The sequence below is a fragment of the Kiloniella sp. genome, from assembly GCF_965205715.1.
Taxonomy (GTDB): domain Bacteria; phylum Pseudomonadota; class Alphaproteobacteria; order Kiloniellales; family Kiloniellaceae; genus Kiloniella.
Genome location: NZ_CBDBHW010000006.1, coordinates 37,542 through 64,033 on the forward strand (window position 1 = coordinate 37,542; position 26,492 = coordinate 64,033).

18 protein-coding genes and 1 pseudogene are annotated in these 26,492 nt (G+C 45.4%); 12 read left to right on the top strand and 7 right to left on the bottom strand.

The features are described 5' to 3' along the window. Positions 1-20: 20 nt before the first annotated feature. Positions 21-1,250 carry an OpgC family protein gene (locus ACOGW3_RS04715; protein WP_419901917.1) on the bottom strand — a complete coding sequence of 410 codons (1,230 nt, stop codon included), beginning with the start codon at positions 1,248-1,250 and terminating at the stop codon, positions 21-23. A 351-nt stretch (positions 1,251-1,601) separates the two neighbouring features. On the opposite strand from ACOGW3_RS04715, the gene ACOGW3_RS04720 reads away from it, so the two are divergent. Both ACOGW3_RS04720 and mdoH read left to right on the top strand, forming a co-directional pair. After that, positions 1,602-3,107 (top strand): glucan biosynthesis protein, encoded by a 1,506-nt coding sequence (locus ACOGW3_RS04720; protein ID WP_419901918.1) that lies wholly within the window; start codon positions 1,602-1,604, stop codon positions 3,105-3,107. A 14-nt stretch (positions 3,108-3,121) separates the two neighbouring features. Next, positions 3,122-4,966, top strand: coding sequence for a glucans biosynthesis glucosyltransferase MdoH (gene mdoH / locus ACOGW3_RS04725; protein WP_419901919.1), 1,845 nt, complete (start codon positions 3,122-3,124; stop codon positions 4,964-4,966). Positions 4,967-5,054: 88 nt separating this feature from the next. On the opposite strand, the gene ACOGW3_RS04730 is transcribed toward mdoH, so the two are convergent. Continuing rightward, entirely contained in the window at positions 5,055-6,536 is a 1,482-nt protein-coding gene (locus tag ACOGW3_RS04730) for a sensor histidine kinase (RefSeq protein ID WP_419901920.1), read from the bottom strand. Then, positions 6,536-7,285 (bottom strand): response regulator, encoded by a 750-nt coding sequence (locus ACOGW3_RS04735; protein ID WP_419901921.1) that lies wholly within the window; start codon positions 7,283-7,285, stop codon positions 6,536-6,538. Before ACOGW3_RS04735 ends, ACOGW3_RS04730 begins: the two co-directional genes overlap by 1 nt. Before the next feature lie 244 nt (positions 7,286-7,529). Here ACOGW3_RS04735 and ACOGW3_RS04740 point away from each other — a divergent pair, with 244 nt between their 5' ends. From ACOGW3_RS04740 to eda, 9 genes are all read left to right on the top strand, one after another. Next, complete coding sequence (locus ACOGW3_RS04740; RefSeq protein WP_419901922.1) at positions 7,530-8,792, top strand: ABC transporter substrate-binding protein; 1,263 nt, start codon at positions 7,530-7,532, stop codon at positions 8,790-8,792. Positions 8,793-8,987: 195 nt separating this feature from the next. Beyond that, positions 8,988-9,896 (top strand): carbohydrate ABC transporter permease, encoded by a 909-nt coding sequence (locus ACOGW3_RS04745; protein WP_419901923.1) that lies wholly within the window; start codon positions 8,988-8,990, stop codon positions 9,894-9,896. After that, positions 9,889-10,776, top strand: coding sequence for a carbohydrate ABC transporter permease (locus ACOGW3_RS04750; protein ID WP_419901924.1), 888 nt, complete (start codon positions 9,889-9,891; stop codon positions 10,774-10,776). Before ACOGW3_RS04745 ends, ACOGW3_RS04750 begins: the two co-directional genes overlap by 8 nt. A gap of 14 nt (positions 10,777-10,790) precedes the next feature. After that, complete coding sequence (locus ACOGW3_RS04755; protein ID WP_419901925.1) at positions 10,791-11,915, top strand: ABC transporter ATP-binding protein; 1,125 nt, start codon at positions 10,791-10,793, stop codon at positions 11,913-11,915. A gap of 7 nt (positions 11,916-11,922) precedes the next feature. Next, positions 11,923-12,798 carry an SMP-30/gluconolactonase/LRE family protein gene (locus ACOGW3_RS04760; RefSeq protein ID WP_419901926.1) on the top strand — a complete coding sequence of 292 codons (876 nt, stop codon included), beginning with the start codon at positions 11,923-11,925 and terminating at the stop codon, positions 12,796-12,798. Between the two features lie 17 nt (positions 12,799-12,815). Further along, the gene (locus tag ACOGW3_RS04765; protein WP_419901927.1) at positions 12,816-13,631 is read left to right on the top strand and encodes an SDR family NAD(P)-dependent oxidoreductase; all 816 of its coding nucleotides are present in this window, start codon (positions 12,816-12,818) and stop codon (positions 13,629-13,631) included. Positions 13,632-13,688: 57 nt separating this feature from the next. Further along, positions 13,689-15,482 (top strand): IlvD/Edd family dehydratase, encoded by a 1,794-nt coding sequence (locus ACOGW3_RS04770; RefSeq protein WP_419901928.1) that lies wholly within the window; start codon positions 13,689-13,691, stop codon positions 15,480-15,482. A gap of 89 nt (positions 15,483-15,571) precedes the next feature. Next, complete coding sequence (locus ACOGW3_RS04775) at positions 15,572-16,564, top strand: sugar kinase (RefSeq protein ID WP_419901929.1); 993 nt, start codon at positions 15,572-15,574, stop codon at positions 16,562-16,564. Positions 16,565-16,587: 23 nt separating this feature from the next. Next, the gene (gene eda, locus ACOGW3_RS04780) at positions 16,588-17,232 is read left to right on the top strand and encodes a bifunctional 4-hydroxy-2-oxoglutarate aldolase/2-dehydro-3-deoxy-phosphogluconate aldolase (RefSeq protein ID WP_419901930.1); all 645 of its coding nucleotides are present in this window, start codon (positions 16,588-16,590) and stop codon (positions 17,230-17,232) included. A 27-nt stretch (positions 17,233-17,259) separates the two neighbouring features. Here eda and ACOGW3_RS04785 read toward each other — a convergent pair whose 3' ends face one another. The 3 genes and pseudogenes from ACOGW3_RS04785 to ACOGW3_RS04795 form a co-directional block, all read right to left on the bottom strand. Further along, positions 17,260-18,645 carry a tetratricopeptide repeat protein gene (locus ACOGW3_RS04785; RefSeq protein WP_419901931.1) on the bottom strand — a complete coding sequence of 462 codons (1,386 nt, stop codon included), beginning with the start codon at positions 18,643-18,645 and terminating at the stop codon, positions 17,260-17,262. A 44-nt stretch (positions 18,646-18,689) separates the two neighbouring features. Further along, positions 18,690-21,077: a transketolase gene (locus ACOGW3_RS04790; RefSeq protein WP_419901932.1), complete on the bottom strand. Its 2,388-nt coding sequence runs from the start codon at positions 21,075-21,077 to the stop codon at positions 18,690-18,692. Positions 21,078-21,163: 86 nt separating this feature from the next. After that, positions 21,164-22,395: pseudogene (locus ACOGW3_RS04795) on the bottom strand (methionine gamma-lyase). Positions 22,396-22,631: 236 nt separating this feature from the next. On the opposite strand from ACOGW3_RS04795, the gene ACOGW3_RS04800 reads away from it, so the two are divergent. Further along, complete coding sequence (locus ACOGW3_RS04800) at positions 22,632-24,200, top strand: sigma 54-interacting transcriptional regulator (RefSeq protein ID WP_419901933.1); 1,569 nt, start codon at positions 22,632-22,634, stop codon at positions 24,198-24,200. A gap of 18 nt (positions 24,201-24,218) precedes the next feature. On the opposite strand, the gene ACOGW3_RS04805 is transcribed toward ACOGW3_RS04800, so the two are convergent. Next, the gene (locus ACOGW3_RS04805) at positions 24,219-26,243 is read right to left on the bottom strand and encodes an elongation factor G (RefSeq protein WP_419901934.1); all 2,025 of its coding nucleotides are present in this window, start codon (positions 26,241-26,243) and stop codon (positions 24,219-24,221) included. Positions 26,244-26,492 lie beyond the last annotated feature (249 nt).

The window sequence follows — 26,492 nt, forward strand, 5'->3', positions numbered from 1 at the left end:
CCCTCATTCTCTACGAAAATTTATTCGGCAGGCTGAACCGTGCTATCCCCAATCCTCGTATGTGCTATTGGCTTTGGGGCGGGTTTATTATCCCCGACTTTCTTTCTCCAGGGCGAGGATTTTGACCAAGCCATAACGTACGCAAAAGCGATCAAAATAATAATCCCGCTTATGTTTATTATTGTAAGACCAAAGGCATCGCGGCCAATTTGATCAAGGATTATCCCCCCAATCCAAGAAAGCGTCATGCTCAATAGAAATACCGGTAGAGCTTGTTGGCCACATTTAACGATGGGATCAAAATAACGATGTTTGAGTATCTGTTCACGCCCTTTGAGCAAAGTCACACATATGTACGCTAATGCCAGGAAATGTACCCAACGCAACAACCCAAAATTGGTTTTCTTAAACCCATAAATCAATTCAGACCTGACCTCTTTCAATACCGGGAACTCCCGCATAATGGGCCAGTTACTAATGGGAACAAGGGCAAGAACAAAGACGATACAAGCTATCAACAAATACTTATTAGGTGGCGGCGTTTTAATCCAACCTGCAGATATGGCAAAACCCGTAAAAAACAACAGCTGCCAAGCTAAAGGGTTGAAAAACCAGGGCCTATTCGAAAAGGGTTCAGCTGGAAATTGTAATTCCCAATACCAGGTCGCCACGTAAAGACCAAGAGAGAAGATGGGGACCAATAAAGGGTGCATGCGTGCTAATAATATTACCACAGGAACAAGGGCTAATACTCCTATGTACATCGGCATAATGTCAAAGAAGTTTGGTACGTAGGTTAAGGTGAACAAACCAACCAGGGCCTCGCCCGTATTATTAAAGAAGTATGTGAGGTTTAGTTTTCCGATATAATTAAAATCCACAAAATATGCGGTTGCTACCGCACAAACTGTAGCTAGAACAAAAAACAACCCTAGATGAGCCATGTAAATTTGAATACAGCGGATGACAATTCGTGCCGTACCCATAAAGAATCCTGAGCGTCGAAACGTTCCACCAAATGCAATCGCCGCTGCAAATCCAGAACAGAAGACAAACATTTCAGCAGCATCACTCGGCCCAAAACGAGCCGGTATGAATTTAGCCCAATAATTTCCAGGAACATGTGCAATAAAAATAATAAGCATTGCCACCCCCCTGAAAAAATCCAACCGAGGATCGCGTACTTTCTTCACCGCAGTTGCTGCTTCAGACAATTTTGGTTCTGTTGCAAGCGCTTTATCTTTATTCATTCACTCGTAACCCAGTTCATTTTTCATGGCTATCGCCTTCTCTATATTTAAAATGATACCTGAGCAATGCCCTATACAGTAAACCCTGTTCGCGAAGTTGTGATGAGGATTGTATATCCTCCCTCTTCCAGAAAGCTTACAAAAAACCAATCTAACACAGATGACAGAATAAATTTTGGAAGAGCGAATAACTTTTTATTTTTCAATGACACAGAAATAACCCTTGAAAAACCATTACATTTCAGCGACTTCCTCTGCAACATGGATTACATAGAATAAGAACTGATGAACCGTAGAGACTTCCTTCTGACTACCATCTCTTTAACTGGCGCTTTAGCTGGAGCCAGTGTCATGCCTGTAGCACTCGCAAATGCTGGGCCTGAGAATCTCTCTGCAAGTTATGATGATGTCATAGCAAAGGCAGAGAAACTCGCAAAAAGAGCTTATTCAGAATCAAATAATGGTTTAAGTAATTTTTGGAAAAACATGTCTGTAGAACAATTTTCAAAAATTTATTACAACCCACAAAAGCCTCTTTGGAATGACAACGGTCCCTATCAGTTACAGTTCTTTCATCCCGGCGGTCCATATTTTCACGATACCGTTAGCATCAATCTGCAGGATGATGGCAAGCAGGTTAATCAAAAAATTGAATCTGGCATGTTCTGGTACGAAGGCGAACAGCCTCAAAAAAATGATCTCGAAAACCTCGATTTTGCCGGATTTCGAGTTCACCATCAGCTGAACAGTGAATACTATGACGAGCTTATATCATTCCTAGGATCAAACTATTTTCGTGTTCTGGGCATGGGTCAACAATATGGTCTTTCAATCAGGGGGCTCGCCATCGACACAGCAGAGCCCACGGGAGAAGAGTTCCCAATTTTTAAAGAATTTTGGATTGAAAAACCTGCAACCAATTCAGCTGAAGAGGCCAACTCCATTGTTATAATGGCTCTTCTTGACAGCCCAAGTGTTACCGGTGCGTACCGCTTTACAGTTCATCCCGGTCAAAATACCATCGTAGACGTTGAAGTATCTCTCTTTGCACGTAAAAACATCAAAAAGCTTGGTCTGGCTCCACTTACCAGCATGTTTTTATTTGGTGAGAATACAAAAGGCTTGGATGATTACCGATCTGAAGTCCACGATTCTGATGGACTAATGGTACAGACGAGTAGTGGGGAATGGATTTGGCGCCCGCTTACACGAAGGAAAAACCTTACGATCTCATCTTTTGTAGATAAGGGATCAAAGGGATTTGGTCTCTCACAACGCGATCGAAGCTTTATGCATTATGATGACCTTGAATCGCGCTATCAACTCAGACCAAGTATCTGGATCGAACCAAATGAAGACTGGGGAGACGGACATATTGAACTTGTAGAGATTCCCTCTAACCTGGAGACAACTGATAATGTGGTTAGCTATTGGGTATCTGACAAACAACTTAAAGCAGGCTCATCTCTTCAATATGGTTACCGTTTAACCAGTTATATCAAATCGGAACAATGGCCTCCGGCGGGTAAGACCTTTAGCACCAGAGAGGGCCCAGCTAATCGGGCAGGCTTTGCATATGGGCACCCTGCAGATGCACGTTTCTTTGTCGTCGAATTCGATAGTCCCAAACTTAAATCGATTGCAGCAGACAGTCCTGTTGAGGCTATTTTTACCTGTGCCTCGGGGAAAGTATATAACGTTAAGGCTTTGAAAAATCCTGAAAACAATCTTTGGAGAGCAGAGTTTAATTTAGAGCCAAACAATGATCAGCCTTGTGATTTACGGGGCTTTCTTAAATTAGGGAATGAGACTCTGACAGAGACCTGGACCTACTTATATACAACGAAATACGCCTAATGCAGGACACATTAATGAACAAAGAAACAGAAATGCCCTGCTCAAAAGATATTTCAGCTCTTCGGTTTAAAAGAAGATCCCTTCTTGTTTTGTTGCTTTTCTTTACGGTTGGGGCCCTCGCGACAAACCTGACACTCAATTTATTTGAAAACGGCCTCAGCCTACTCGAAGCCATTTATGTTTTTTTATCAACGATCGCTTTTTTGTGGATCAGCCAATCATTTTGGACATCTATAATAGGCTTTATCTTTCGTTTGATTTACGCCAACAAAGCGGCCTCGATAGTCACCCCCCTGTCCCAGAATTTAGACCCAAACTCGACACCTCGTGGCCAAACGGCAATTGTAATGCCCGCCTATAACGAAGACCCCGATCTCGTTTTTTTGGGAATGGAACAGACGCTACGTTCTGTACTTGCAACAGGCCATGGTAATTCATTTGATTTTTTCGTATTGAGTGACACAACCGATTTGGCCATAGCTGAAAAAGAAGAAACCCTCGCTCAAGAACTTTATCATCGTTATGGTTTACAAGGTAAATTTCATTATCGGCGTAGAGAAATCAATACCAGCCGTAAGGTTGGTAATATTAAAGATTTTTGTGATCGTTGGGGCCATGACTACGATTATATGGTGGTACTCGATGCCGACAGTATAATGTCAGGAAAGACCATTCTCAATATGACTCGAATGATGGATAATAATTCGGGTACTGGGCTTATTCAGGTTCTCCCTCGCGCCATGGGTCAAAAAACTCTATTTGGCCGACTAACTCAATTCAACATCCGGTTAACAGGTGAATTATTCGCCACTGGTTTGAGTTATTGGACCATGAACGATGGAAATTACTGGGGACATAACGCTATCCTCAGATTAGCCCCCTTTATCGAACATTGTGATCTCCCCGTATTATCAGGAAAAGGCCCCCTATCGGGAGAAATTCTCAGCCATGATTTTGTCGAGGCAGCTCTCTTGCGTAGAGCTGATCAAGACGTGTGGATTTACCCTGAAGGCCAAGGAAGTTACGAACAGGTTCCAACCAATATCTTAGATCACATCGTCAGAGATCAGCGCTGGTGTCAGGGTAATTTCCAACATATGCGTCTCGTTGGTACCACAGGATTAAAGAAAGTCAGCAGAATTCATATGCTGATGGGGGCTATGAGTTATGCCTCTTCTTACCTTTGGATGATGTTGTTACTCATGAGCGCGTTTCTGGTTACTGAGCGCACCATGCCAATTAGTCCTGTAATTCCTCTTCCTTATGAATGGTCGATGCTGACGCCCTATACCGCTTCGCCATTAAGTCTATTCTTTATTGTCATGGCTATGTTGTTTGCTCCGAAGATTCTCGCGCTTCTGTTGGCTTATAAAGAAGCTAACTCTTACGGTGGATCGCTCAAACTAACAATAAGCTGTTTGATTGAGATGGTATTCTCAGCCATTACAGCACCGGTTTTAATGATTTTTCACGTTAAGATAATATCGGCTCTTCTCCTTGGAAAAACCGTAAAATGGGATGCTCAAAGCCGGAATGGTCGTACAATCCCTTGGCGAGAAGCCTTTAAGCAACACAGAGCCCATCTAATCGCCGCAATGGTTCTCGGAGCTGTGTATTTGAATCAGGCTCCAGAACTACTCCCCTGGTTGGCACCAATATTGACCGGGCTGATTCTAGGCGCACCCTTGGCGGTTGCTTTTGGTCAGGAGAAGATCGGTCTTTTCCTCCAGCGTCATGGTATTCTTCTCATTCCTGAAGAAACAAAACCCCCAGAAGAGTTACCGCTAATTTTCACGAAACTGATCCAAGAGCCTTCGGGCTTCAACGAAAGCAGCCTTTCTCATAAAGCGGCTGAATAACCGGCAGAAGGGAAACCAATTACTGGGCTCAGTAATTACCTCTTATTCAGGTTAGCAGATCCCAGTTACAGCTTTTCAGGTGGTATCTTCAAGGTAGGTCAATTGAGCGCGGTAAATCGATTGTGGCATTAAGCCCTTGTACAGGCTCATTGATCAAATCAAACGTACCATGATGAGTTTCAATGACACTGCTTACGATACTTAAACCAAGTCCACTACCACCCGTTTCTCTATTTCTAGATTTCTCAAGCCGATAAAATGGCTTGAGAACATTCTCCATTTCGTCTTCTGGAATTCCTGGTCCCCGATCGACGACTTCAATCAACACCCGAGCAGGTTCAATCGTTAAACTTACCTTCGCTTGAAATCCATATTTTACTGCGTTTGCAACGAGATTAGTGATAGCACGCTTAAGAGCTCGAGGGCGTCCCTTCATAACTCCCTTGGTCATACTATCCAAAGGCACAGACTTTTCCTGAGAACTAAAGACGGTTCCAGTGGTCCTTAAAGTTGGATATTGAATCGGTAGAAATGTTACAGGCATTCCAACGTCTGAAAAGTCATCACATATAGATTGTATCAGGGAGACAATTTCAAAAAATTCAACCTCCTCAGCTTCTAATCCACCCTTTAGGAAATCAATGGCATCCCTCGTCATGGCGAGCATCAGGTCCAGGTCAGCGAGTATCTTATTTTTTAGTCCTTCATCTTCCACGAATTCTGCGCGCAACCTCAACCTTGTGGCGGGAGTTCGTAAGTCGTGAGAAATCGCCGTTAGCATTCGGGTTCTCTCTTCAATCACTTCAGCTTTTTCTTCCTGCTCTCGAAAAAGACGGTTCGCTATTTCCCTTGCTTCCTTGGGCCATGAAAGGTGGGTGACTACCTTATCTCCGGAAATAGCGCCTTCTCCTAAATATCGAAAAGGACGTAAAATTTTTCGCGTACCAAGAACGTATAAAAACCCTGTCAGAACCATTCCACTGATTAAAATCAAAAGCCACTGAACTTCTGTGATCCGATCCCGCCAGTATTGGGGACTGGATACAATCAGTTCATCCCCGTTCGGCATACCCAATACTAACTTGGAGTACTTATCGTGTCGCGCTATGGCTGAAACCAAAAATGTTAATCTTGCGGTTAAATCTTCCGGGGGATGGTTTGTTTGTAGGAGCTTTGACCTTGGCTTTTCCCCAAAAACAATCAAAGTAATTTTCGGAGTACGCCATAGCGTCGAAGCATTTGTAACAACTTTTGAATTCCCTTGGGATAAGGATGTATCTTTGTTTTCTGAATTAGCCAGGGAAAATTGAATAGCATTTGCTCTGTTGAAGTTACTGGTGGCTATTGCCCGCCTTCCCTCTGGTATACTTGAAAGCTCTTCAAACACACGGGCAACAACGGGGCCTATCCAGGTCGCCTCAGCTATTTCTGCGCGGCGATTAATAATAGCTCCAACACCCACTGCCGCAAATGATGTCGCCAACAATCCACAACAAAACCCAAACACGAGTATACGCAACCGGACTTTTTCGGGTAAATACTTTATCAATAACGCATTGAGAACTTTCACTAAGACCGCCCTTTTATTGGGCTCATACCGACTTTCTCAGCAAAAATGTAACCTTGCCCCCTTACCGTTTTTATAAGTTTTGGCTTATCACAGTCACCTTCAAGTTTTTTACGTAATCTGCTTACTTGGATATCGATACTGCGATCAAAGGCAATTGCCTCTACCCCACGCGTAGCATTGATCAAGTCATCACGTGTCAGCACCTTCTGTGGTTGCTCGAGAAATGCCACAATCAATGCAAATTCACCAGATGATAGATGTACAACGAATTTATCGGGAGAACGCAACTCTCGTTTCCCTTCATGCAAGACCCAACCGCCAAACCTGAACAGGCGATTAGATACCTTTACCCCCTCATCCTCCTCGTCAGCGCCCCCTCCTGATACCCGACGAAAAATTGCCTTCATACGCGCCAGGAGTTCCCTGGGATTAAAGGGTTTTTCCAAATAATCATCCGCCCCGACTTCAAGTCCTACAATTCGATCTGAATCTCCTGTTACTGCCGTAAGCATTATTATGGGAACATCCGACTTTTCCCTTACAGATTTGCAAAGGCTAAGCCCGTCTTCACCTGGTAACATTATGTCGAGTATAATCAGGTCAATAGACCAACGGACGAGTTCACGACGCATTTCATCGCCATCTCCAGCGACGGAGACTCTAAATCCACGCTGCGTTAAAAACCCCGTTAGAAGCTCTCTAATCTCTTCATCATCATCTACGATTAGAAGATGTTTGGCCTTTTCCATACTTTTACCTGTAATATTTCGCACTTGCAGTAACGTGCTGGAAAATATCTATTTATTACCCTTAATGTATCCGTTTGTAACAATCGGACCTGTCTGCAATCTTCTGTTACCTTAAAAGGATCGCAAATCTTGCCCGAAGGAGTTTTACTAAGCCTATCGAAACCAAAGTGCCCTGAACAGCTAACAATAATCTATGGGGCGCAGTTTGGTTCTTTGTCAACATTACACGGGGAGGAATTTGGGAATGAAGAAATTTACTCATAAGCTTGCGGTTACAACCGCATTGGTCAGTTCACTCGTCCTAGGCGCAGTTAGTGTACAAGCAGATCCAACTGCAGAAGTACTTCACTATTGGACATCTGGCGGCGAAGCAAAAGCGGTTAAGGCTCTTAAAGAAGACTTCGAAGCCAATGGCGGAAAATGGGTCGACGCTCCTGTTGCGGGAGGCGGTGGAGATGCTCAAGCAGCTGTTCTTCGTTCACGCGTACTTTCAGGAAATCCTCCTGCGGCCGTACAAATTAAAGGACCAAACATTCAAGAATGGGCCGAAGCAGGTGCCCTTGCTGACCTAACAGCACTTGGTAAAAAAGAAGGGTGGGACAACGTTCTTCCTCCTTTACTTCAGGACATTGTTAAACACGATGGTAAATACGTTGCAGTTCCTGTGAACGTTCACCGTGTCGACTGGATTTGGGTTAACCCGGAAGCTCTTGCAAAAGTAGATGGCGAGCCTCCTCGCACTTGGGATGAGTTCAATGCGCTAGCAGACAAATTACAAGCTGCTGGCATCATTCCATTGGCACATGGAGGACAAGCGTGGCAGGACGCGACTGTGTTCGAAACTGTTGCCCTCGGTTTAGGTGGTGCAGAATTTTTCAACAAAGCCTTTGTTGAGCTCGATACAGATACTCTCAAATCAGACACCATGATCAAAATATTTGACCAGATGCGCAAAATGCGTGGTTATGTCGATGCCGACTTCCCTGGTCGTGATTGGAACCTGGCGACAGGTATGGTTATGCGCGGTGAAGCTGCTATGCAGATCATGGGCGATTGGGCCAAAGGGGAATTTGTCGCTGCCGGTAAAAAACCAGGCAAAGATTTTCTTTGTGTTCCAACACCATCGAATGGTGGCTACATCCTAAACTCTGACAGCTTTGCAATGTTCAACGTATCAAGCGCAGATGACAAAGCAGGACAAGAACTCCTAGCCAAGCTTATCCTCGGTGAAAAGTTCCAGGAAACCTTTAATCTCTATAAGGGATCTATCCCTGCACGCATGGGCGTATCTGCAGATAACTTTGACGAATGTGCCGTTAAATCCATGGTTGATATGCAAGCTTCATCAGAAGCAGGCTCGCTTGTCGGTTCTGTTGCTCATGAAATCGCAGCAGCCGGCGCTGTCCGCGGTGCTGTTCTTGATGTGGTAACAGAACACTTTAACTCAGACATGTCTTCGAAAGACGCCGTTGCGCGCCTTGCTGAAGCCATTGAACTCGCCGAGTAATTCTCCCGGTGTTGGCGGTGCGTCTCCCAAGGGGCACCGCCTCTTTTTATTAGGAGTGAGCAACTTATTAGATTGCTCATAATTTAAAGCTTCTCTCTCGATCTAAATTAGCAGAGTAGCTTTACTATTTTTACTTAGGGCCATGATATCCATAGGATATTTAGGTTTAAAGCCCTGTAATAGATGACGAGCCTCATGACTCAGAAATCCATACCCGCCAAACAACCATTGTTAGACTGGTTGCGCCGGAACGTGGCAAAACTGGTGGTGGCACCGACCTTTGCACTGATGATATTCTTCGTATATGGCTTTATCGCCTGGACAGGATATATCTCGCTTACAAAGTCAAAGATGCTGCCAAATTACTCTTTCGAGGGTTTTTACCAGTATATCCGTCTCTGGAAAATGACACCTTGGAATACCGCGATGGAAAATCTGCTGATTTTTGGCGGGCTTTTTATTCTTATTTCTATTGTTTTGGGCTGCCTTCTCGCTATTGCTCTTGATCAAAAAATTCGGGCAGAAGGTGTCTTACGCACCATCTTTCTTTATCCAATGGCTATATCCTTTATTATTACGGGTACTGCTTGGAAGTGGATCCTTAATCCTGGTCTTGGTATTCAAAACATGGTGCGGTCATGGGGTTGGGAAAGTTTTTCCTTTGATTGGCTTATTAATAGTGAGATGGCGGTCTACACCCTTGTGATCGCGGCGGTATGGCAATCCTCTGGTTTTGTAATGGCGTTGTTTTTAGCGGCCTTGCGTGGCGTTGATAGTGAAATTATCAAGGCAGCTTATCTGGATGGAGCATCTCTTTCACGGATTTACCTGGTAATTATTTTACCGACCTTGAGGCCCGTTTTCCTCAGCTGTTTCTTTATTCTGACCCACTTAGCGGTGAAAAGCTTTGACCTCGTTGTCGCTTTAACGGGTGGCGGTCCCGGAAACAGTACGATTTTACCAGCAAACTTTATGTATGAAATGACTTTCAGGCGTAATCAGATTGGACTGGGTGCTGCCTCAGCAATCATGATGCTGGCAACTGTCATGGCAATCGTCATCCCTTATCTATACTCCGAATTAAGGGAGAAGAAGCATGACTGATATCACAGCTCTGCCTGGTGGGAAAAATCCTTGGCAATCAGCCGCACGCTTTGGCCTTTATACGCTGTTATTACTTTTTGCAGCTTATTACATTCTTCCTTTGATCGTTGTTCTCTCCACCTCGATGAAAGATTTGGACGAAATTAGAAATGGAACTCTTCTCTCCCTTCCCGGAGAAATCAACTTAGATGCATGGGGTTACGCTTGGACCGAAGCCTGTATCGGCGTGAGTTGTAACGGCTTAAAACCGTTTTTCTGGAACTCTGTTGCAATGACCATTCCCGCTGTAACAATTTCAACTTTGCTGGGCGCCTTAACCGGCTACGCCCTGACAAAGTTTAAATTCAGAGGCGCAAATCTGATCTTCGCCATGATACTATTTGGCTGCTTCATTCCTTTTCAGGTTGTCCTGTTACCAATGGCGCAGTCTTTAGGCATACTGGGTATCGCCAATACGGTTCCAGGATTGGTTTTGGTCCACATTGTTTATGGACTTCCTTTTACGGTTCTATTTTTCAGAAATTACTACGTCAACATACCAGATGACTTGATCAAAGCAGCAACTATTGATGGTGCGGGATTTTTCATGATCTTTTGGCGCATTATGTTGCCCTTATCTCCACCAATTATTGTCGTCACCGTTATTTGGCAATTCACACAAATCTGGAATGACTTTCTATTTGGTGCGTCCTTTACAACAGGTGGCGGTCAACCGATCACCGTTGCTTTAAACAATCTTGTAAACACCACAACTGGCGTCAAACGATACAACGTTGATATGGCTGCAGCCTTAATTACTGCTGCCCCAACTCTCGTCGTTTACGTGTTGGCTGGTCGTTATTTCGTACGCGGTCTGACCGCTGGCTCAGTTAAAGGGTAAGGAGAAATATCCTCATGGCATCCCTATCCATCCAAAACGTCAAAAAATCCTACGGTTCAGTCGAGGTTTTAAAGGGCATCGATCTAGATCTTGATAATGGCGAATTCCTCGTTCTCTTAGGCCCTTCCGGTTGCGGGAAATCCACCCTGCTCAACATGATTGCCGGTTTGGACACGATTACAGATGGTGAAATTCTTATCAATCAATCTGTGGTTAATGATGTCCATCCCAAAGACCGTGATATCGCCATGGTTTTCCAAAGCTACGCGCTCTATCCAAATATGTCTGTTGCCAGAAACATTGGGTTCGGTCTTGAGATGCGTAAAGTAACCAAGGAAGAGCGTGAACGCAGAGTTGATGAAGCTGCTCGCATGCTGCAGATCGATCACCTCAGTGACCGTAAACCTGCTCAGTTATCGGGTGGTCAACGGCAACGTGTTGCTATGGGACGCGCCCTTGTCCGTGATCCAGAGATCTTTCTCTTTGACGAGCCCTTATCAAACCTGGACGCGAAACTACGCGTAGAGATGCGTACCGAGATCAAAAAGCTGCACCAACGCCTTGGTACGACGATGGTCTATGTAACCCATGACCAAATAGAGGCCATGACACTTGCAAGTCGCATAGCCATCCTAAGAGAAGGAGAGGTTCAGCAGTTTGCGAGCCCGCAAGAAGTTTACGAAAAACCGGCAAATATGTACGTCGCAGGTTTTGTTGGATCTCCACCAATGAACTTTGTTCCAGCAGCAGTTGTCAGCGAGAATGGAAAAATTGGTGTATCCATCGAACGCACAGCCAATGGAAGTCGTAGTTCCGTTTTTCTAGCTCTGCCTGAAGATCGCCAAAATATCAGCGAGTGGGTTGGAAGAGATGTCGTCCTAGGGATAAGACCTGAAACTCTTACACATCGTTCAGATGCTGAAATGTCTCTGAACAACAGATTACAAGCTTTTGATTGCCAGGTAGAAGTTCTAGAACCCACAGGGGCTGACACTCTAACTTATATTGAGCTTGGGGGACGTGAAGTTATCGCCAGGGTTAACCCGTATAATACGACGGAGCCAGGAGAAACCATGGCGTTTATGGTTGATATGGGTAAAGCTAGTTTGTTTGATCCAAAAACAGAAATGCGGATATAGCTTAAATATGGTACAGGGTTACACGATAGATAGGATTTGGACCGGGCCAGCCTTATTAGGGGAATCTCCACTATGGGATCACCGTGAAGACTGTCTTTACTGGGTCGATATTGAAAACTCCCTGCTCTATAAGCAAAACGGAGATGGAACCAATATGGGTTCCCTCTCTCTTCCTGCTCCAGCGGGTTCCATAGCTCTATGGCAGGAAGGCGGCCTTATCGCGGCCCTTGGCCAAGGGCTGTCACTCATCGATACAGAAAGCGGACTTGTAACACCCCTTGCCCCAAGTCTTGAGACTGAAGACTGTCTGATGAATGACGGTAAAGCAGATCGCGTCGGTAATTTTATTTTTGGCGCCAAGCACCTCATGGAAAGCAACGCTATTGCGGGGTCCTGGAGATACCAAACAGGGCAAATAACCCAACATGACCAGCGCTATATTGTATTCAACGGACCAGCCTTCAGCCCTGAGGGAAGTCGTATTTACTTTGCAGACTCTCCTTCCCAAAAAATTATGACGGCCCTCTATGACCCAAGCAAAGGGATAACCAGTAAACCAGAGGTATTCGTTCAACTCTCTGGGAACGACGGATATCCAGATGGTATGACGGTCGATAGTGAAGGTTGCCTCTGGAATGCACAGTGGGATGGTTGGACAATCACCCGTTACCTCCCAGATGGAACAGTAGATAGAAAAATCGATATGCCGGTTAGACGTCCAACATCGCTTTGTTTTGGCGGAAAGGACTTTAAAACTTTGTTTATCACTTCCGCTTCCACAAGATTAACACCTGAAGAATTGGCACAAAATCCAGAAGCAGGTGCTGTCTTTAAAATAGACCTTGATATACCAGGCATCGCCGAAGAATTAATTAATTCATAAAATCAAAGATTTATAGCATGATATTAAAGAATAAGATTATATTAGTTACGGGATCAAGTAGTGGTATTGGCAGGGTTATTGCTGAAGAAGCCCTTAAAGAAGGGGCAACTGTTTTCCTCCATGGCCTTAGAGAACAGTTAGTCGAAAAAGCAATATCTGAGTTAAGTGAGCAATATGGCAAAGACCGCGTGGCCGGGTTAGCCGGAGATATCGCGGAGCCTGATTTTCCCAAACTGCTTATTGATACTTGCCTCAATACATTTGGTTCTTTGCACGGCCTGGTCAACAATGCCGGGATTTCGCCGAGACACAATATAGACAACGCGACGGCAAGTGATTTTGATTACGTCATGTCAATCAACCTGCGAGCTCCCATGCTTATGGTTCAAGCTGCCATGGATAGCTTTCGCGAGCAAGGCTCTGGGAGTGTCGTAAATATTGGCTCCATAAACGCTCATTGCGGTCAACCAGATCTCTTAATTTATTCTACCTCCAAAGGAGGTTTACAGACTTTAACCCGAAATCTGGGTGATGCTCTTGGTCCAGAAAAGATCCGTGTAAATCAACTCAACGTCGGCTGGACGTTGACGGAAAATGAGCACAACTTGCAATTAGCTGAAGGTAATCCTGAAGACTGGCTTGATCATCTCTCACCTATTTCGGCACCATCTGGAACAATTTTAAGACCCGAACAGGTTGCGAACCATGTCGTTTTCTGGCTGTCAGATAAATCTGTCCCTGTTAGCGGTACAATTCTCGAGGTAGAGCAATATCCTTTAATAGGCCGCAATCGGGTAACGGGTGGTCAAGATAGCGAAATCGATAGCATTTAAATAAAAGCACAAATAAGAAACGACTTTAAAGTCGGGCAAGTAAGAAATGAGATCAGAATGACGAACCAAAAAAGAATAACTCCCGAAGAGCTTAGAAGTAAAAAATGGTTCGATGACGTCGATGATCCCGGCATGTCCGCGCTATATCTCGAACGATATTTAAATTTCGGCCTGACCCGCGAGGAACTTCAATCAGGCAAACCTATTATTGGTATCGCACAAACAGGTTCTGATTTAACCCCATGCAACAGGCACCACACAGATCTGGCCGTCCGTGTTAAAGAAGGCATCCGCGACGCTGGAGGTATCCCTCTGGAATTTCCTGTCCACCCAATTCAAGAAACCGGTAAACGGCCAACGGCTGCTCTGGATAGAAACCTTGCCTATCTTGGGCTTGTAGAAGTGCTTTATGGCTATCCACTTGATGGGGTCGTCCTAACCACGGGGTGCGATAAAACCACCCCTGCCTGCCTTATGGCCGCAGCAACGGTAAATATCCCAGCCATTGTTCTCTCTGGTGGTCCTATGCTTGATGGTTACCACAAAGGCCGTGTGGTGGGATCAGGGAGTATCATCTGGGAAGCACGGGAACAACTTGCTGCGGGTGAACTCGATTACGATGGATTTATGGATCTGGCAGCCGCCTCTGCCCCCCCTATTGGCCATTGCAATACTATGGGCACTGCGCTTTCAATGAATAGTTTGGCTGAGGCTCTTGGTATGTCATTACCCGGATGTGCTTCAATTCCCGCACCTTATCGTGAACGTGGTCAGATCTCTTATTATACAGGCAAACGTATTGTGGATATGGTTTGGGAAGACTTAAAACCATCGATGATCCTCACCAAAGAAGCATTTGAAAACGCAATTGTTTTAGCCTCATCACTCGGTGCTTCAACCAATTGTCCTCCCCACCTCATTGCTATCGCCCGTCATATGGGGGTTGAGTTGACGATGGATGACTGGCAAAGAATTGGTTATAGCGTTCCAATGATCGTCGATTGTCAACCTACAGGGCGTCATCTCGGAGAGCGCTTCCATAAAGCAGGGGGCGTACCTGCAGTCATTGCAGAACTTATTCAAACAGATCTCATTCACACTGATTGTTTGACCGTAAATAACAAAACCATTGGTGAGAACTGCCAAAATAGCTTCACACATGATCGGGACGTTATACGGACAACCGAAGATCCCGTCTTAAAATCGGCAGGGCTCATGGTTCTTTCAGGAAACCTGTTTGATAACGCCGTCCTAAAGACCTCAGCGATCGATGAGACTTTCAGCAAGAGATATCTGCAAGACCCTGAACAACCGAATGTTTTTATTGGTGACGCTATCGTTTTTGAAGGATCAGAGGATTACCACAAACGAAGGAATGATCCCGAACTTGGCGTAACAGAAAACTCTATTTTATTTATCAGGAACTGCGGTCCTGTTGGATATCCTGGTTCAGCAGAAGTCGTAAACATGTTACCCCCTGATAGCTTGGTAAAGCAGGGCGTTACTTCTCTTCCTTGCGTGGGAGACGGCAGACAAAGCGGGACATCGGGAAGCCCCTCTATCCTTAATGCTTCACCTGAAGCGGCGATTGGTGGTGGCTTAGCACTTCTCAAAAACGGCGATAAAATTCGCGTCGACCTGAATAACAGACAGGTAGATATGCTGATTGATGATTCAGAACTTGAAGAAAGAAAAACGAACCTGGTTTTACCTGAATTGGATAACCAAACGCCATGGCAGGAAATCTACCGATCAATGGTTGGTCAGCTATCCACGGGCGCTTGTCTGGAACCTGCCACTCTTCATCTGCGTGTTGTTGATGAAAAAGGCTTACCAAGGCACTCACACTAAAGATCAACCATGTCAAAAATGTCTACTATAGTGATCACCAGTCCTTTATATGGAATTTTATCTGGATAGATCTATGGGTTCACTGTAGAGTGGCGACCGAAAACAATTTCAACTTTCTTTACCAGGGAATAGATCAGTTGACCTCTATTGGAATTATCGGCGAATGCATGATTGAGCTTTCCCGTGCTGAGAACCATAAACCCGATAGCGAGCTCTATCAAAAGCGCTATGGTGGCGATACTTATAATACTGCCTACTACATTGCCCAATGTGCCAATCAGAGTTCACAAAGAGATATTAACGTTAATTACGTCACCGCTCTCGGGGATGATGATATCAGTGATGATATGATCGAAACCTTTGCCAAAGCCGGTGTAAATACTGATTTAATTGAACAAATTCCCGGTAACGTTCCTGGCCTTTACACCATTCAAACGGATCCTAAAGGAGAGCGCAGCTTTCTGTATTGGCGGTCTCAAGCCCCCGTACGGCAATTATTCCAAACGGCGAACACGGCAAAATTAAAGTCAGATCTTTTAAAATGTGATTGGCTGTATTTTTCGGGCATTACCCTAGCCATCCTATATCCAGAAGGACGTCACGAACTTTTCAAACTGTGTCGTGAATTTCGCGCCCAAGGTGGCAAGGTGGCTTTTGATATCAACTACCGGCCCCGCCTTTGGAACAATATTGAAGAAGCTAAAGACATCATCAACCAAGCTTATGGCATATGTGACCTCGCCCTTCCCTCATATGATGACGAAATACTCCTGTTTAATGTTACCACCCCGACCCAAGCAATGGAACGGATTGTAAATTACGGGGTAAAAGAAGTTGTGCTCAAAAATGGATCAAAAGAGATCACTCTTTATTCGGACAGCCAAATTCACACACTGCCTGTAACTCCAGCCAAGATCGTAAAAGATACCACCTCGGCCGGGGATAGCTTTAACGCAGGCTATATCTGCGCCAGACTTATGGGAAAACCCGTCACTGAGGCTGCTGACATTGCCGGCCAATTAGCCCGACAGGTTATCTCACAAGTTGGGGCCATCGTTCCGATCACACCCCCTACTCTTTAATTAGAAAGCTGTGATATTAAATCATGTCTCAAGAACAAAATAACCTATACCTCAGCAGTATTCTTGAAAAAGCGATAATATTACCCGTACTCGTCATTGAAAACCGCGACGATGCGGTGCCTCTTGCCGAGGCATTACTTGAGGGCGGGTGCACTTCCGTTGAGGTTACTCTTCGCAGCGAAGCCGCACTTTCTGCCATGGAAGAAATAGCCAAAAGCCTTCCAGAACTTGTCCTTGGTGCTGGCACTCTTTTGGAGCCCGAACAATTTTCACAAGTAAAAAATGCTGGTGCAAGTTATGCCCTGAGTCCTGGCACAACAAGAACTCTTGCTCAAGCAGCTATTGATACCGATTTTGCATATGTCCCGGCAACTGCAACGCCTTCTGAAGTTCTAGAACTACGGGAACTCGGCTTTAAGATCCAAAAGCTATTTCCCGCTGGCGCTTCTGGAGGGACCGAGATGTTGAAGTCCTTGGGCTCGCCTATTGCGGACGTTCGCTTTTGTCCAACCGGAGGGGTATCCGTTTCCAACGTGAACGATTACCTGAAACAATCCAATGTAATCTGTGTTGGCGGCAGCTGGCTCGCCCCAAAAGACCTTGTCGCAGAAAAAAACTGGTCCGCGATTACAAAAATTGTCCGTGAGAGCATGGCAGCCGTTAGTTAACGGCTGCCACAATCAAACAACGAACCTTCATCCGGCCATAAGGGATTGGGCTCTGGCTTCAGCTTTTTTCGCTTTATTTATATCACCAAGTCCCTTATGAGCGCGTGCAACATACTGCCAGTTTTGCACAGATGTTTTCTTCAAGGCACAACGTTCATTAGCCAAGGCAAGAGCAACGTTAAAACGTTTTGCCCGTAGTGCTGCCTCTAGAAGAGTCCACCCGATGATATCGCGCTGAGCATGGCTCCCGCCCAAACGGTGGGTACGATAGCGCACCGCCAACAAGCGATCGACACAGGTACTGTACTCTTCGTTTTCAAAATCCTGTAATGCAAGACAGAAGGGCAAACCAATTTCCCTGCTCATGGCTGTATTGGCATCTGTTGCGTGATGAATATGGCGTTCGTTGGCACTGAGCAATGTTTTGGCAGCATCAGACCGCCCATCTGAGACAAAAGACATCATCGCGTGAACATCGTTAAAAGCATAAAGAGTGTCAGCTGCACTTGGTTCCCATTTATCAGCAAGAGACACCCAACGATCGCCGACATCAACACCGAGCAACTTTAAACGCCACAACAAGGCAGCGGCATCAAGCTCTTCATATTTATCAGCCGTCTGTTGAGCAGTTCTCAGGCTGTTATCGTAAATATCAAAGACACGATCAACCTGCCCAACATCTAGATGGAAAAGGGATAAATGCCACCAGAGATGATTGGCAAAATGGCTCTTGGACCAACTTGCTTCTCTGTCTTTCATAAAGTTGATGCCACCAGCCTGACGCCCCTGCATCTCCATGACATGAGATACCGCATGAACAGCGTAAGGATTATCTGATCGTATCGCCAAAGACATCCGTCCCATCTCTTCGGCTTGCATATAGTCTGCGTTTTCTTCCAGCCCGAAAGAATAGAAGCCAAGAACAAACTCATACCCCGGCACATCTTCGTCCCAAAGAGCAAAGACACGGGCAACGCAATCTCGCTGACCGACAACATCCCCGAGAAGAACATCAGTGAGGTGGATAAGCTGAAGCGCTAAAAGATCAAATGGATATCTGGTTAAAACTTTTTCCCAGTGCAAAACCGCGCCAAAAAAATCACCATCGACCCACGCCCGAATAGCATTAATATGCCCCTGCTCGCGCTCATTAGCCTTACTCCAAAGAGCTTCGGCAGATTTAAGCGTAGAAACCAGTTTATCATAGATTCTGGTCTCAAGGGTCTGGGTCAACCAAGCAGCTTTAAAACAGTGCCCCATAACAAAATCAGGATGGTCCTCGAGAACTTTGTTTATCATGCCAATCGGGTCGCCAGAAAAATCCATGGCACAAATATGTGCCTTTTCCATGCCCACAATTGCACTATGACTGTTATAGGAAACCGGCATTCCCCGACAATCTTTTAAGGTCATAACGCTCTCTCCTGCTTTTTATCTCTACACTGCTTTGGCAACATTTATTCCATAGTCTTTCTATCAAAACGTTCCGCTGCTTTGGAAATCCAATGATCACTAATCCGGTAATGGTCGAAGAGATCGATCAAATCACCACACTGACCAAATGAATTCACCCCAAGCGGAGCGACCGCATGGCCACGAACACCGCCCAGCCAAGCCAAAGCTGCTGGATGCCCATCAATGACGGTAACGATACGAGCATCAGCGGCCAAAGGCTTTAAAAGATCTTCGACATGAGCAGATTTTCCACCATCAGATCCGATCAACCTCGCCCGTTCAAGATCCTGCCATTCATTGTAAAGCCGATCAGTCGACGTTACAGACAATAGCCCAAGGTCAGGTATTTTCGATTTCACTTCATCAAATGCCTTTAAAGCCTCTGGGGCAATAGCGCCACTAAACACAATTATTTTACTTGTTCCGGGTGTCGGAGGAATAAGCCAGTACCCACCCTTTACAATATCATCTTTGGTTTTTTCATCCAAAGTTCGATTTGGCTGATCAAGTTGGCGAGTTGAAAGTCGTAAATAAACAGATCCACCTTCATCATCATCTTGCATGTGGGCAAAGCTCCAGCCCATGATAACAGGAACTTCATCAGCGAAAGCCGGTTCAAAGGAAGTCAATCCAGGTTGCCCCATGCCAATTAACGGCGTGGAAATCGACTGATGCGCTCCACCTTCTGGCCCGAGAGTTATACCCGAGGGGGTCGCGACAAGCATGAAACGCGCATCTTGATAACAAGCATAATTCAAGGCATCGAGACCACGAGAAATAAAGGGATCATATAGTGTTCCAATGGGTAAAAGACGTTCTCCAAACAGGCTGCCAGAAAGCCCAAGTGCCGCCAGATTCAAAAACAAATTGTTTTCTGCAATACCGAGCTCCACATGCTGCCCATCGGGGTGCCGATCCCATTTTTGCATAGAGGGAACCTTGTTAGCTCTAAAGGCATCAAGTTTACGCTCACGCCCGAAAAGTCCCTGGTGATTAACCCAGCCACCAAGATTGGTCGATACAGTAACGTCAGGGGATGTCGTCACAATTCTATCTGCCAGGTCGCCACCGGCCTTTGCCAAATCATTTAAAATACGACCAAAAGTTTCCTGCGTAGATGCTTTATCTGTAGGAGAAAAAGGTAACTCTTCAGGTAGGTCCACCTTACGGGCCTCTTTATGCCCAGCCCCATCACTCACAAGCGAGGCATCTTCAATGATCTGTTTTATCTCTTCAAGATCACCTTTTAGACCTGCAAGATGAGACCACTCTTCTCCTTCAGGCACATCGCAGCTTGCTTGAAATTCTGCAAACTGCTGCGGATTCATCAATCCTGCGTGGTTATCTTTATGGCCTTGAAGTGGCAATCCATAGCCCTTGACCGTATAACAAACAAATGTGGTTGGTTTATCATCGGGAACAGACTTAAAGGCTTCAAGAATAGTTTCCATGCAATGACCACCAAGATTGGTCATTAATTTTTGAAGATCATCATCTCCGTAGCTATCAATCAATTGCAATAAAGCAACATTATCAGGCTGATCTTCCCTGATTTTCTTGCGCCAGGCGGATGCACCCTGGAAGGTTAAGGCAGAATAAATGTCGTTCGGGCATGAATTTATCCAGCGACGCAAAGAAGCTCCGCCCGGTTTGGCAAAAGCAGCGCGCTGAAGCTTACCATATTTAATGGTGATAACATTCCAGCCAACTGCACGGAAAAAACGGCCAATCGTACGAAAGAGGTCTTCATTAACCGGACCATCCAGACTTTGACGGTTATAATCTATAATCCACCAAACATTGCGAATGTCATGCTTCCAGGTATCCAACAATGCTTCGTAAATATTACCTTCATCGAGTTCTGCATCGCCAACCAAAGCAATCATACGCCCCGGATCTTCGCTATTCGGAATAATATTTTTATGCCTAAGGTAATCTTGCGTTAGAGCCGCAAAGTTAGTGACAGCGGCACCAAGTCCAACAGAACCAGTCGAAAAATCGATCATGGCACCATCTTTGGTCCGTGAAGGGTAAGACTGCGCACCACCAAAGGCGCGGAAACTCGCGAGTTTATCCTTAGTCTGGTTCCCGAGTAGGTATTGGATGGCATGAAGAACGGGACTGGCATGAGGCTTAACGGCAACCCGATCCTGAGAGCGGAGTTCATGCATGTAAAGCGCGGTCATTATCGTCGTAATAGAAGCACAACTTGCCTGATGCCCACCAACCTTTAGGCCATCGCGGCTTTCGCGGAGATGATTGGCGTGATGAATTGTCCAAGTAGCAAGCCAACGGACCTTGTTTTCTATTTCCAACAACGCGCGTGTATGCTCGTTTTCACCATCCCAAGCATTATCGTAAGTATTGTTTTCGGCTAGCTTTGCTTGCATCAATTTATTCCCGTAAAACTCACTTGAATATGTCTAAACACCTGCCCTCATAAACTTAGAGTGATTAGAGGGCAGGTTATTGTTCGTTAAGCGCTTTTTGACATCACACTGACATTACTTCCACCGCCAGCGATATCCAAAGCCCGCTCTAGATCAGCAAGAATATCTTCTTCTTCTTCCAGGCCTACGGAAAGACGAACAAGACTATCGGTAATATCGTATTTCGCACGCTCTTCTTCGGTATAGGTAGAGTGTGTCATGGTCGCTGGATGCTGAATGAGAGTTTCCGCATCACCAAGACTAACGGCACGGACAATCATCTGACAGGCATCAATCATATTGCGTCCCATGTCCAGACCACCCTTGAGTTCAAAAGCGATCATTCCGCCAAAATCTGACATTTGTTTTTTGGCAACATCATAGTACTCAAAGCTTTCAAGGCCCGGGTAGTACACTTTGCTACCAAACTGTGGCTTTCAAGGTAACGCGCAACGGTCAACGCCGATTTACAATGTCGATCCAAACGTAAATTCAGGGTTTTAAGGCCGCGTAGAATAAGGTTTGCGTCTTGTGCAGAAAGAACTGCACCTGTCATATCCTTCAACCCAATGAGGCGGATATCGTGCATGAGCTCAGCAGAACCAACGATAACACCCGCCATGAGATCACCATGCCCACCAAGGTATTTGGTTGCGGAATGTACGACGAGATCTGCACCGTGCTCTAAAGGCCGTTGCAGATAAGGGCTGCAATAGGTGTTATCGACCACAACAGTTGCGCCTTTACTGTGAGCTACTTCTGAGATTGCTTCGATATCAACCACACGCATATTCGGGTTGGCAGGAGTTTCAAAATAAACCACACGGGTTTTATCGCTGATAGCTTCAGCCAATTTATCTGGATCGGTAAGATCAACGTGGCGAATTTTAACGCCAAATCGTTCCAGACCATGGTTGAAGAAGGTAAAGGTGCAGCCGTAAAGTGTCCGGTCAACGATAACTTCATCACCAGGCTTAACCAGTGTCCAGAATACGGAGGTGATAGCCCCCATACCTGAAGAAGTCACCAGCGCGGCTTCTCCGCCTTCAAGAATTGCCATCCGTTCTTCCAACAAACCAAGGGTTGGGTTGGATATGCGGCTATAGATGTAACCACCTTCTTCTTCCTGAAAGCGACGTCCGCCTTGAGCAGCAGTATCAAAAGCAAAAGTCGATGTCATATATACCGGAGGGTTCAAAGCCCCTTGATGATCCAACGGGTTATAAGCGTGGTGGATTGCGCGGGTTGCAAAACCTTTTTTACCGGTAACGTCAGACATTTAGAACTTCTCCCAGAATGAGTATTTTGTATTGTGTGTCTATTTCATTCTGTAAGAGCAACAGTTATGCCAACTTTAAAAATTTAGCGATTTCAACAGCTTAGCATTAAGGTAGACTTATAACTGTAAATATATTCTTACGCCAATGTATTCTCCCTTGCTGTATTCTTTATTTTCTATTGATTTCAGAAGAATAACACGATGTAAATATATTCTTACGTAAGGAATTATTTACAATGAGAATACAGCTTACGGGTGACAATCGACTGGGAATCACCCAAGAAGTATTGACGGTACTTGTCAAATCGGGCCTGGACATCCGAAATTTGGAAGTGACCACTCACTATATTTACATGGACATTCCAGCGTTAAGAAAACCTGGCCTACAGGCCTTGGCAGACGCGGTAAAAACAGTTCGCGGCATTCATGATGTTAGCGCCATCGACTTACTCCCCACCGAACGTCGCCGACTACAACTACACACCGTTCTCTCAAGCCTACCTGATCCCGTAATTGCTATTGATACCCAAGGGCTCATCACACAGTCGAACGAAGCGGCTCAAAAGATCACCAATAGAAGTGAACACAAACTACGGTCTTACCCCCTGGACAAACTGCTAAACTCACCTATCACTGAATTATTACGACAAGCCGCATTCCAAATCCCTGAAACCGAGATGACACTCGGCGGCGAGACATTCTTGCTCCACGCTGACCCAATCAAACCAAGAGATAAGAGCGACTTAGAAGTATCCGGAAGTGTCCTCATTTTTCAACGCCCGACACGCATAGGACGCGCCTTTAGCGCTCTGGATACGAGACAGGCGACTAGAGGCTTTAGCGCCATTCTTGGCGAGACCGATGTTATGAAAAACATCAAGGGTAAGGCGCTGAGATTATCAAAAGTTGACGCACCTCTTCTCATTCTTGGAGAAACAGGAACAGGTAAAGAGCTTTTTGCAAGAGCTGCTCATGAAGCAAGCAACAGATCCAAACAGCCTTTCCTTGCTCTCAACTGTGCCGCTTTACCTGAGAACCTCGCCGAAAGCGAGCTTTTTGGCTATGCCCCAGGGGCCTTCACCTCTGCAGCTAAGGGCGGCAAACCCGGTCTACTTGAACTCGCAGACACTGGCACAGTTTTTCTCGACGAGATTGGAGAGTTATCCCCTTACCTTCAGGCTAAACTCCTTAGATTTCTTCAAGACGGCACCTTTAGACGCGTAGGCGGCACCAAGGAGATACAGGTCGATGTTAGAACGATAAGTGCAACCAACAGAGATCTTGAAAACATGGCCTCGACTGGGCAGTTCCGTGAAGATCTTTTTTATCGTCTCAACGTTCTCTCCATCACAATCCCTCCCTTACGAGATCGAACTGAAGACATCCCTCTCTTGGCCCAACATTTCATATCACGCGCGGCCAAACAAATTGGGTGCGAACCGCCCAATACCTCTCTCGAGTTGCTAACCCTTATAAACAGCTACAAATGGCCAGGTAACATCCGGCAAATGGAAAACCTGTTATTTCGCGCCGTTTCTCTTTGTGAAAATGGAGAATTACGCCCCCATGATCTTGAAATTCAAGATCATGAACTGCCAACAACTCCTCAACTCTACCCAAGTAGAGGCTTATCCAAAGTAAGTTCAAGTTACAAAGATGCACTTGAAGACTTTGAGAAGCAGCTTTTCTCGGAGCGATATCCCCTATACCCAAGCAGCAGAAAATTAGCCAAAGCTCTCAAGGTCTCACATACGACGATTGCCGATAAACTGAGAAAGTACGGCATCAAGCAGATCGAGATTTAAAGCCTTCGAAGCTCAACCTTATTCTGCGGCTGCTTTAGATAAATTGATAACTTCATCAGCCAACTTACCGCTTAGCTCTACCATATGGGCGAACTCACTACTAAAAGTACCAATACCCTGGGTTTGTGAACGCAATTCAATAATCAACTCACCCATCTCTGCCTGGGGCAGAAGCGCTGTTATTTCATCCCAACCTCTCCAGCCTTCTTTGGCATCAAAACCTAAAATTTGCCCCCGCCTACGCGCAATCAAAGCCTGCCCATTGGAGGTAAAGGGATTAGGTATAGAAATTTTGAGCTCGTATATTGGCTCCAACAAAACAGGATGACAGGAAGACATTCCCTCTTTCATCGCCATAATACCTGCCTTACGAAAAGCCAAATCGGAACTATCAACGGCGTGGTGCTGACCATCAAGAAGGGTAACGGCAACATCAACAACCTGAAAACCCAAAGGTCCAGAACTCATGTACTCATTCACACCAGCATGAACTGCGGGAATATATTTTTTAGGAACTGAACCACCCGTCACAGCGCTCTCAAAAATAAATCCATCACCTCTTGAGAGAGGGCGGATATTTAATTGAACATCACCAAACTCACCATGACCACCACTTTGTTTTTTATGCCGCGCATGGGAAACCGTTCCCTTCTGAATTGATTCTTTATAGGCAACTTTTGGAGAGGACGCTTTTACAGAAACATTGTATTGGCGTTCCAGTTTACTCAGAGCAACTTTGAGATGTATCTCTCCCTGCCCCCATAACAACAACTCGTGCGTATCCGGATTGCTTTTATAGGATAACGACGGATCTTCTTCACATAACCGGGATAGGCCCGTTGAGAGTTTGACCTCATCTTCATGCCGAGTGGTTTCAATAGAAAGAGAATAAACTGGCGGTTCGATTTCAGGACAATAAAGTTGCTCTTCGAGTAATCCGTTTTGATTGAGCACTTCACCTGAACGGATCTCTTCCATACGTCCCAATGCGGCGATATCGCCCTCTTTGACCCCGCTCACTTTTTCATATTTTTGCCCAACCATATAATTGAGGCCACTAACTTTATGCTCTCCGAAATGATTGCCATCTCCGATTACGCCATGCCAAATTCTAGAGAGTGATAGTTTTCCTACATGAGGGACAAATTGGGTTTTAAAAACCTGAATGAGTTGTTTGTCTTCCGGCAAACCCTGCCGCTGACGTGTCACTTCAAACGAAGGGCAGTCATGTCGAAGGGTCTTCCACAAACGGTTTATTCCATAACCATGCTCTGCGCCCCCCAGAAGAACGGGGACGACAAGATCATCACAGAGGTCTTTTGAAAATAATTCATATATTTCTTCAGAAGTTGGCTCTTCATCTTCGAGTAAATGCTCCAGAAGGACATCATCAAAATCAGCAAGTCCCTCCAACATCTCTTGCCTGGCTTCGATTTCACGTTGTTTGATGACATCAGGCATCTCAATAACATTCGACCCTTCAGCCCCATAGCGGTAAGCCTTTTCCGAAATCAGATCCACATATCCATTTATCTGCCCCTCTTCACGAAGGGGAACCTGACGTAAAATAAGGGGGCGCTCAGATACTTCCTGCAATGCGTCAAACACCTCAGACACCCGATGTGTTGAGTTATCAATTTTATTAATAAAAATCAGATGCGGAATACTATTTTTATCCAAAAAATGGAGTAAGGGAGCTAAAGCCAAGACCTTTTCTGGGTTGGGCTCACAAACAACGATCGCCATATCAACGATCGAGAGGGCAGCTTGGGTATCTTGATAAAATTCTACTGAACCAGGACAATCTAATAAGGTCCAGGTATCACCTAGGTAATTTGTGCGTGCGACGGATAGTTCGACAGACATATGTCGATCACGAGACTCTGGTGAAGTATCACCAACAGTGTTTTTTTCTTTTACAGAACCCCGCCGCTGGATTGTTCCAGAAGCGTTGAGTAAGGCCTCCATCACAGATGTTTTACCACTGAGATATGGGCCAACAATGGCGGCACTACGGGCCGCCGCGGATACAGATCCGGGCATAACGACCTCCTTTGTTAGATAATGGTCGTCCACCCCTGCTCCAGGGGCGGTCCCCCCTGATTGGTATGTAGGTTATATGGTTTCATAAGGTCGATAAGAAAGGCAACTAAAAAGTGAATTTTAACCAGTCCTCAGAGTACTATTTTCAGAACACAACTTGACTATTCTACCACACCCCTCATCTTAATTACTCTGACCTTTCGCCTTTAATACTAGAGGCAGCCTTTAACATTCGGCATCTACATCACG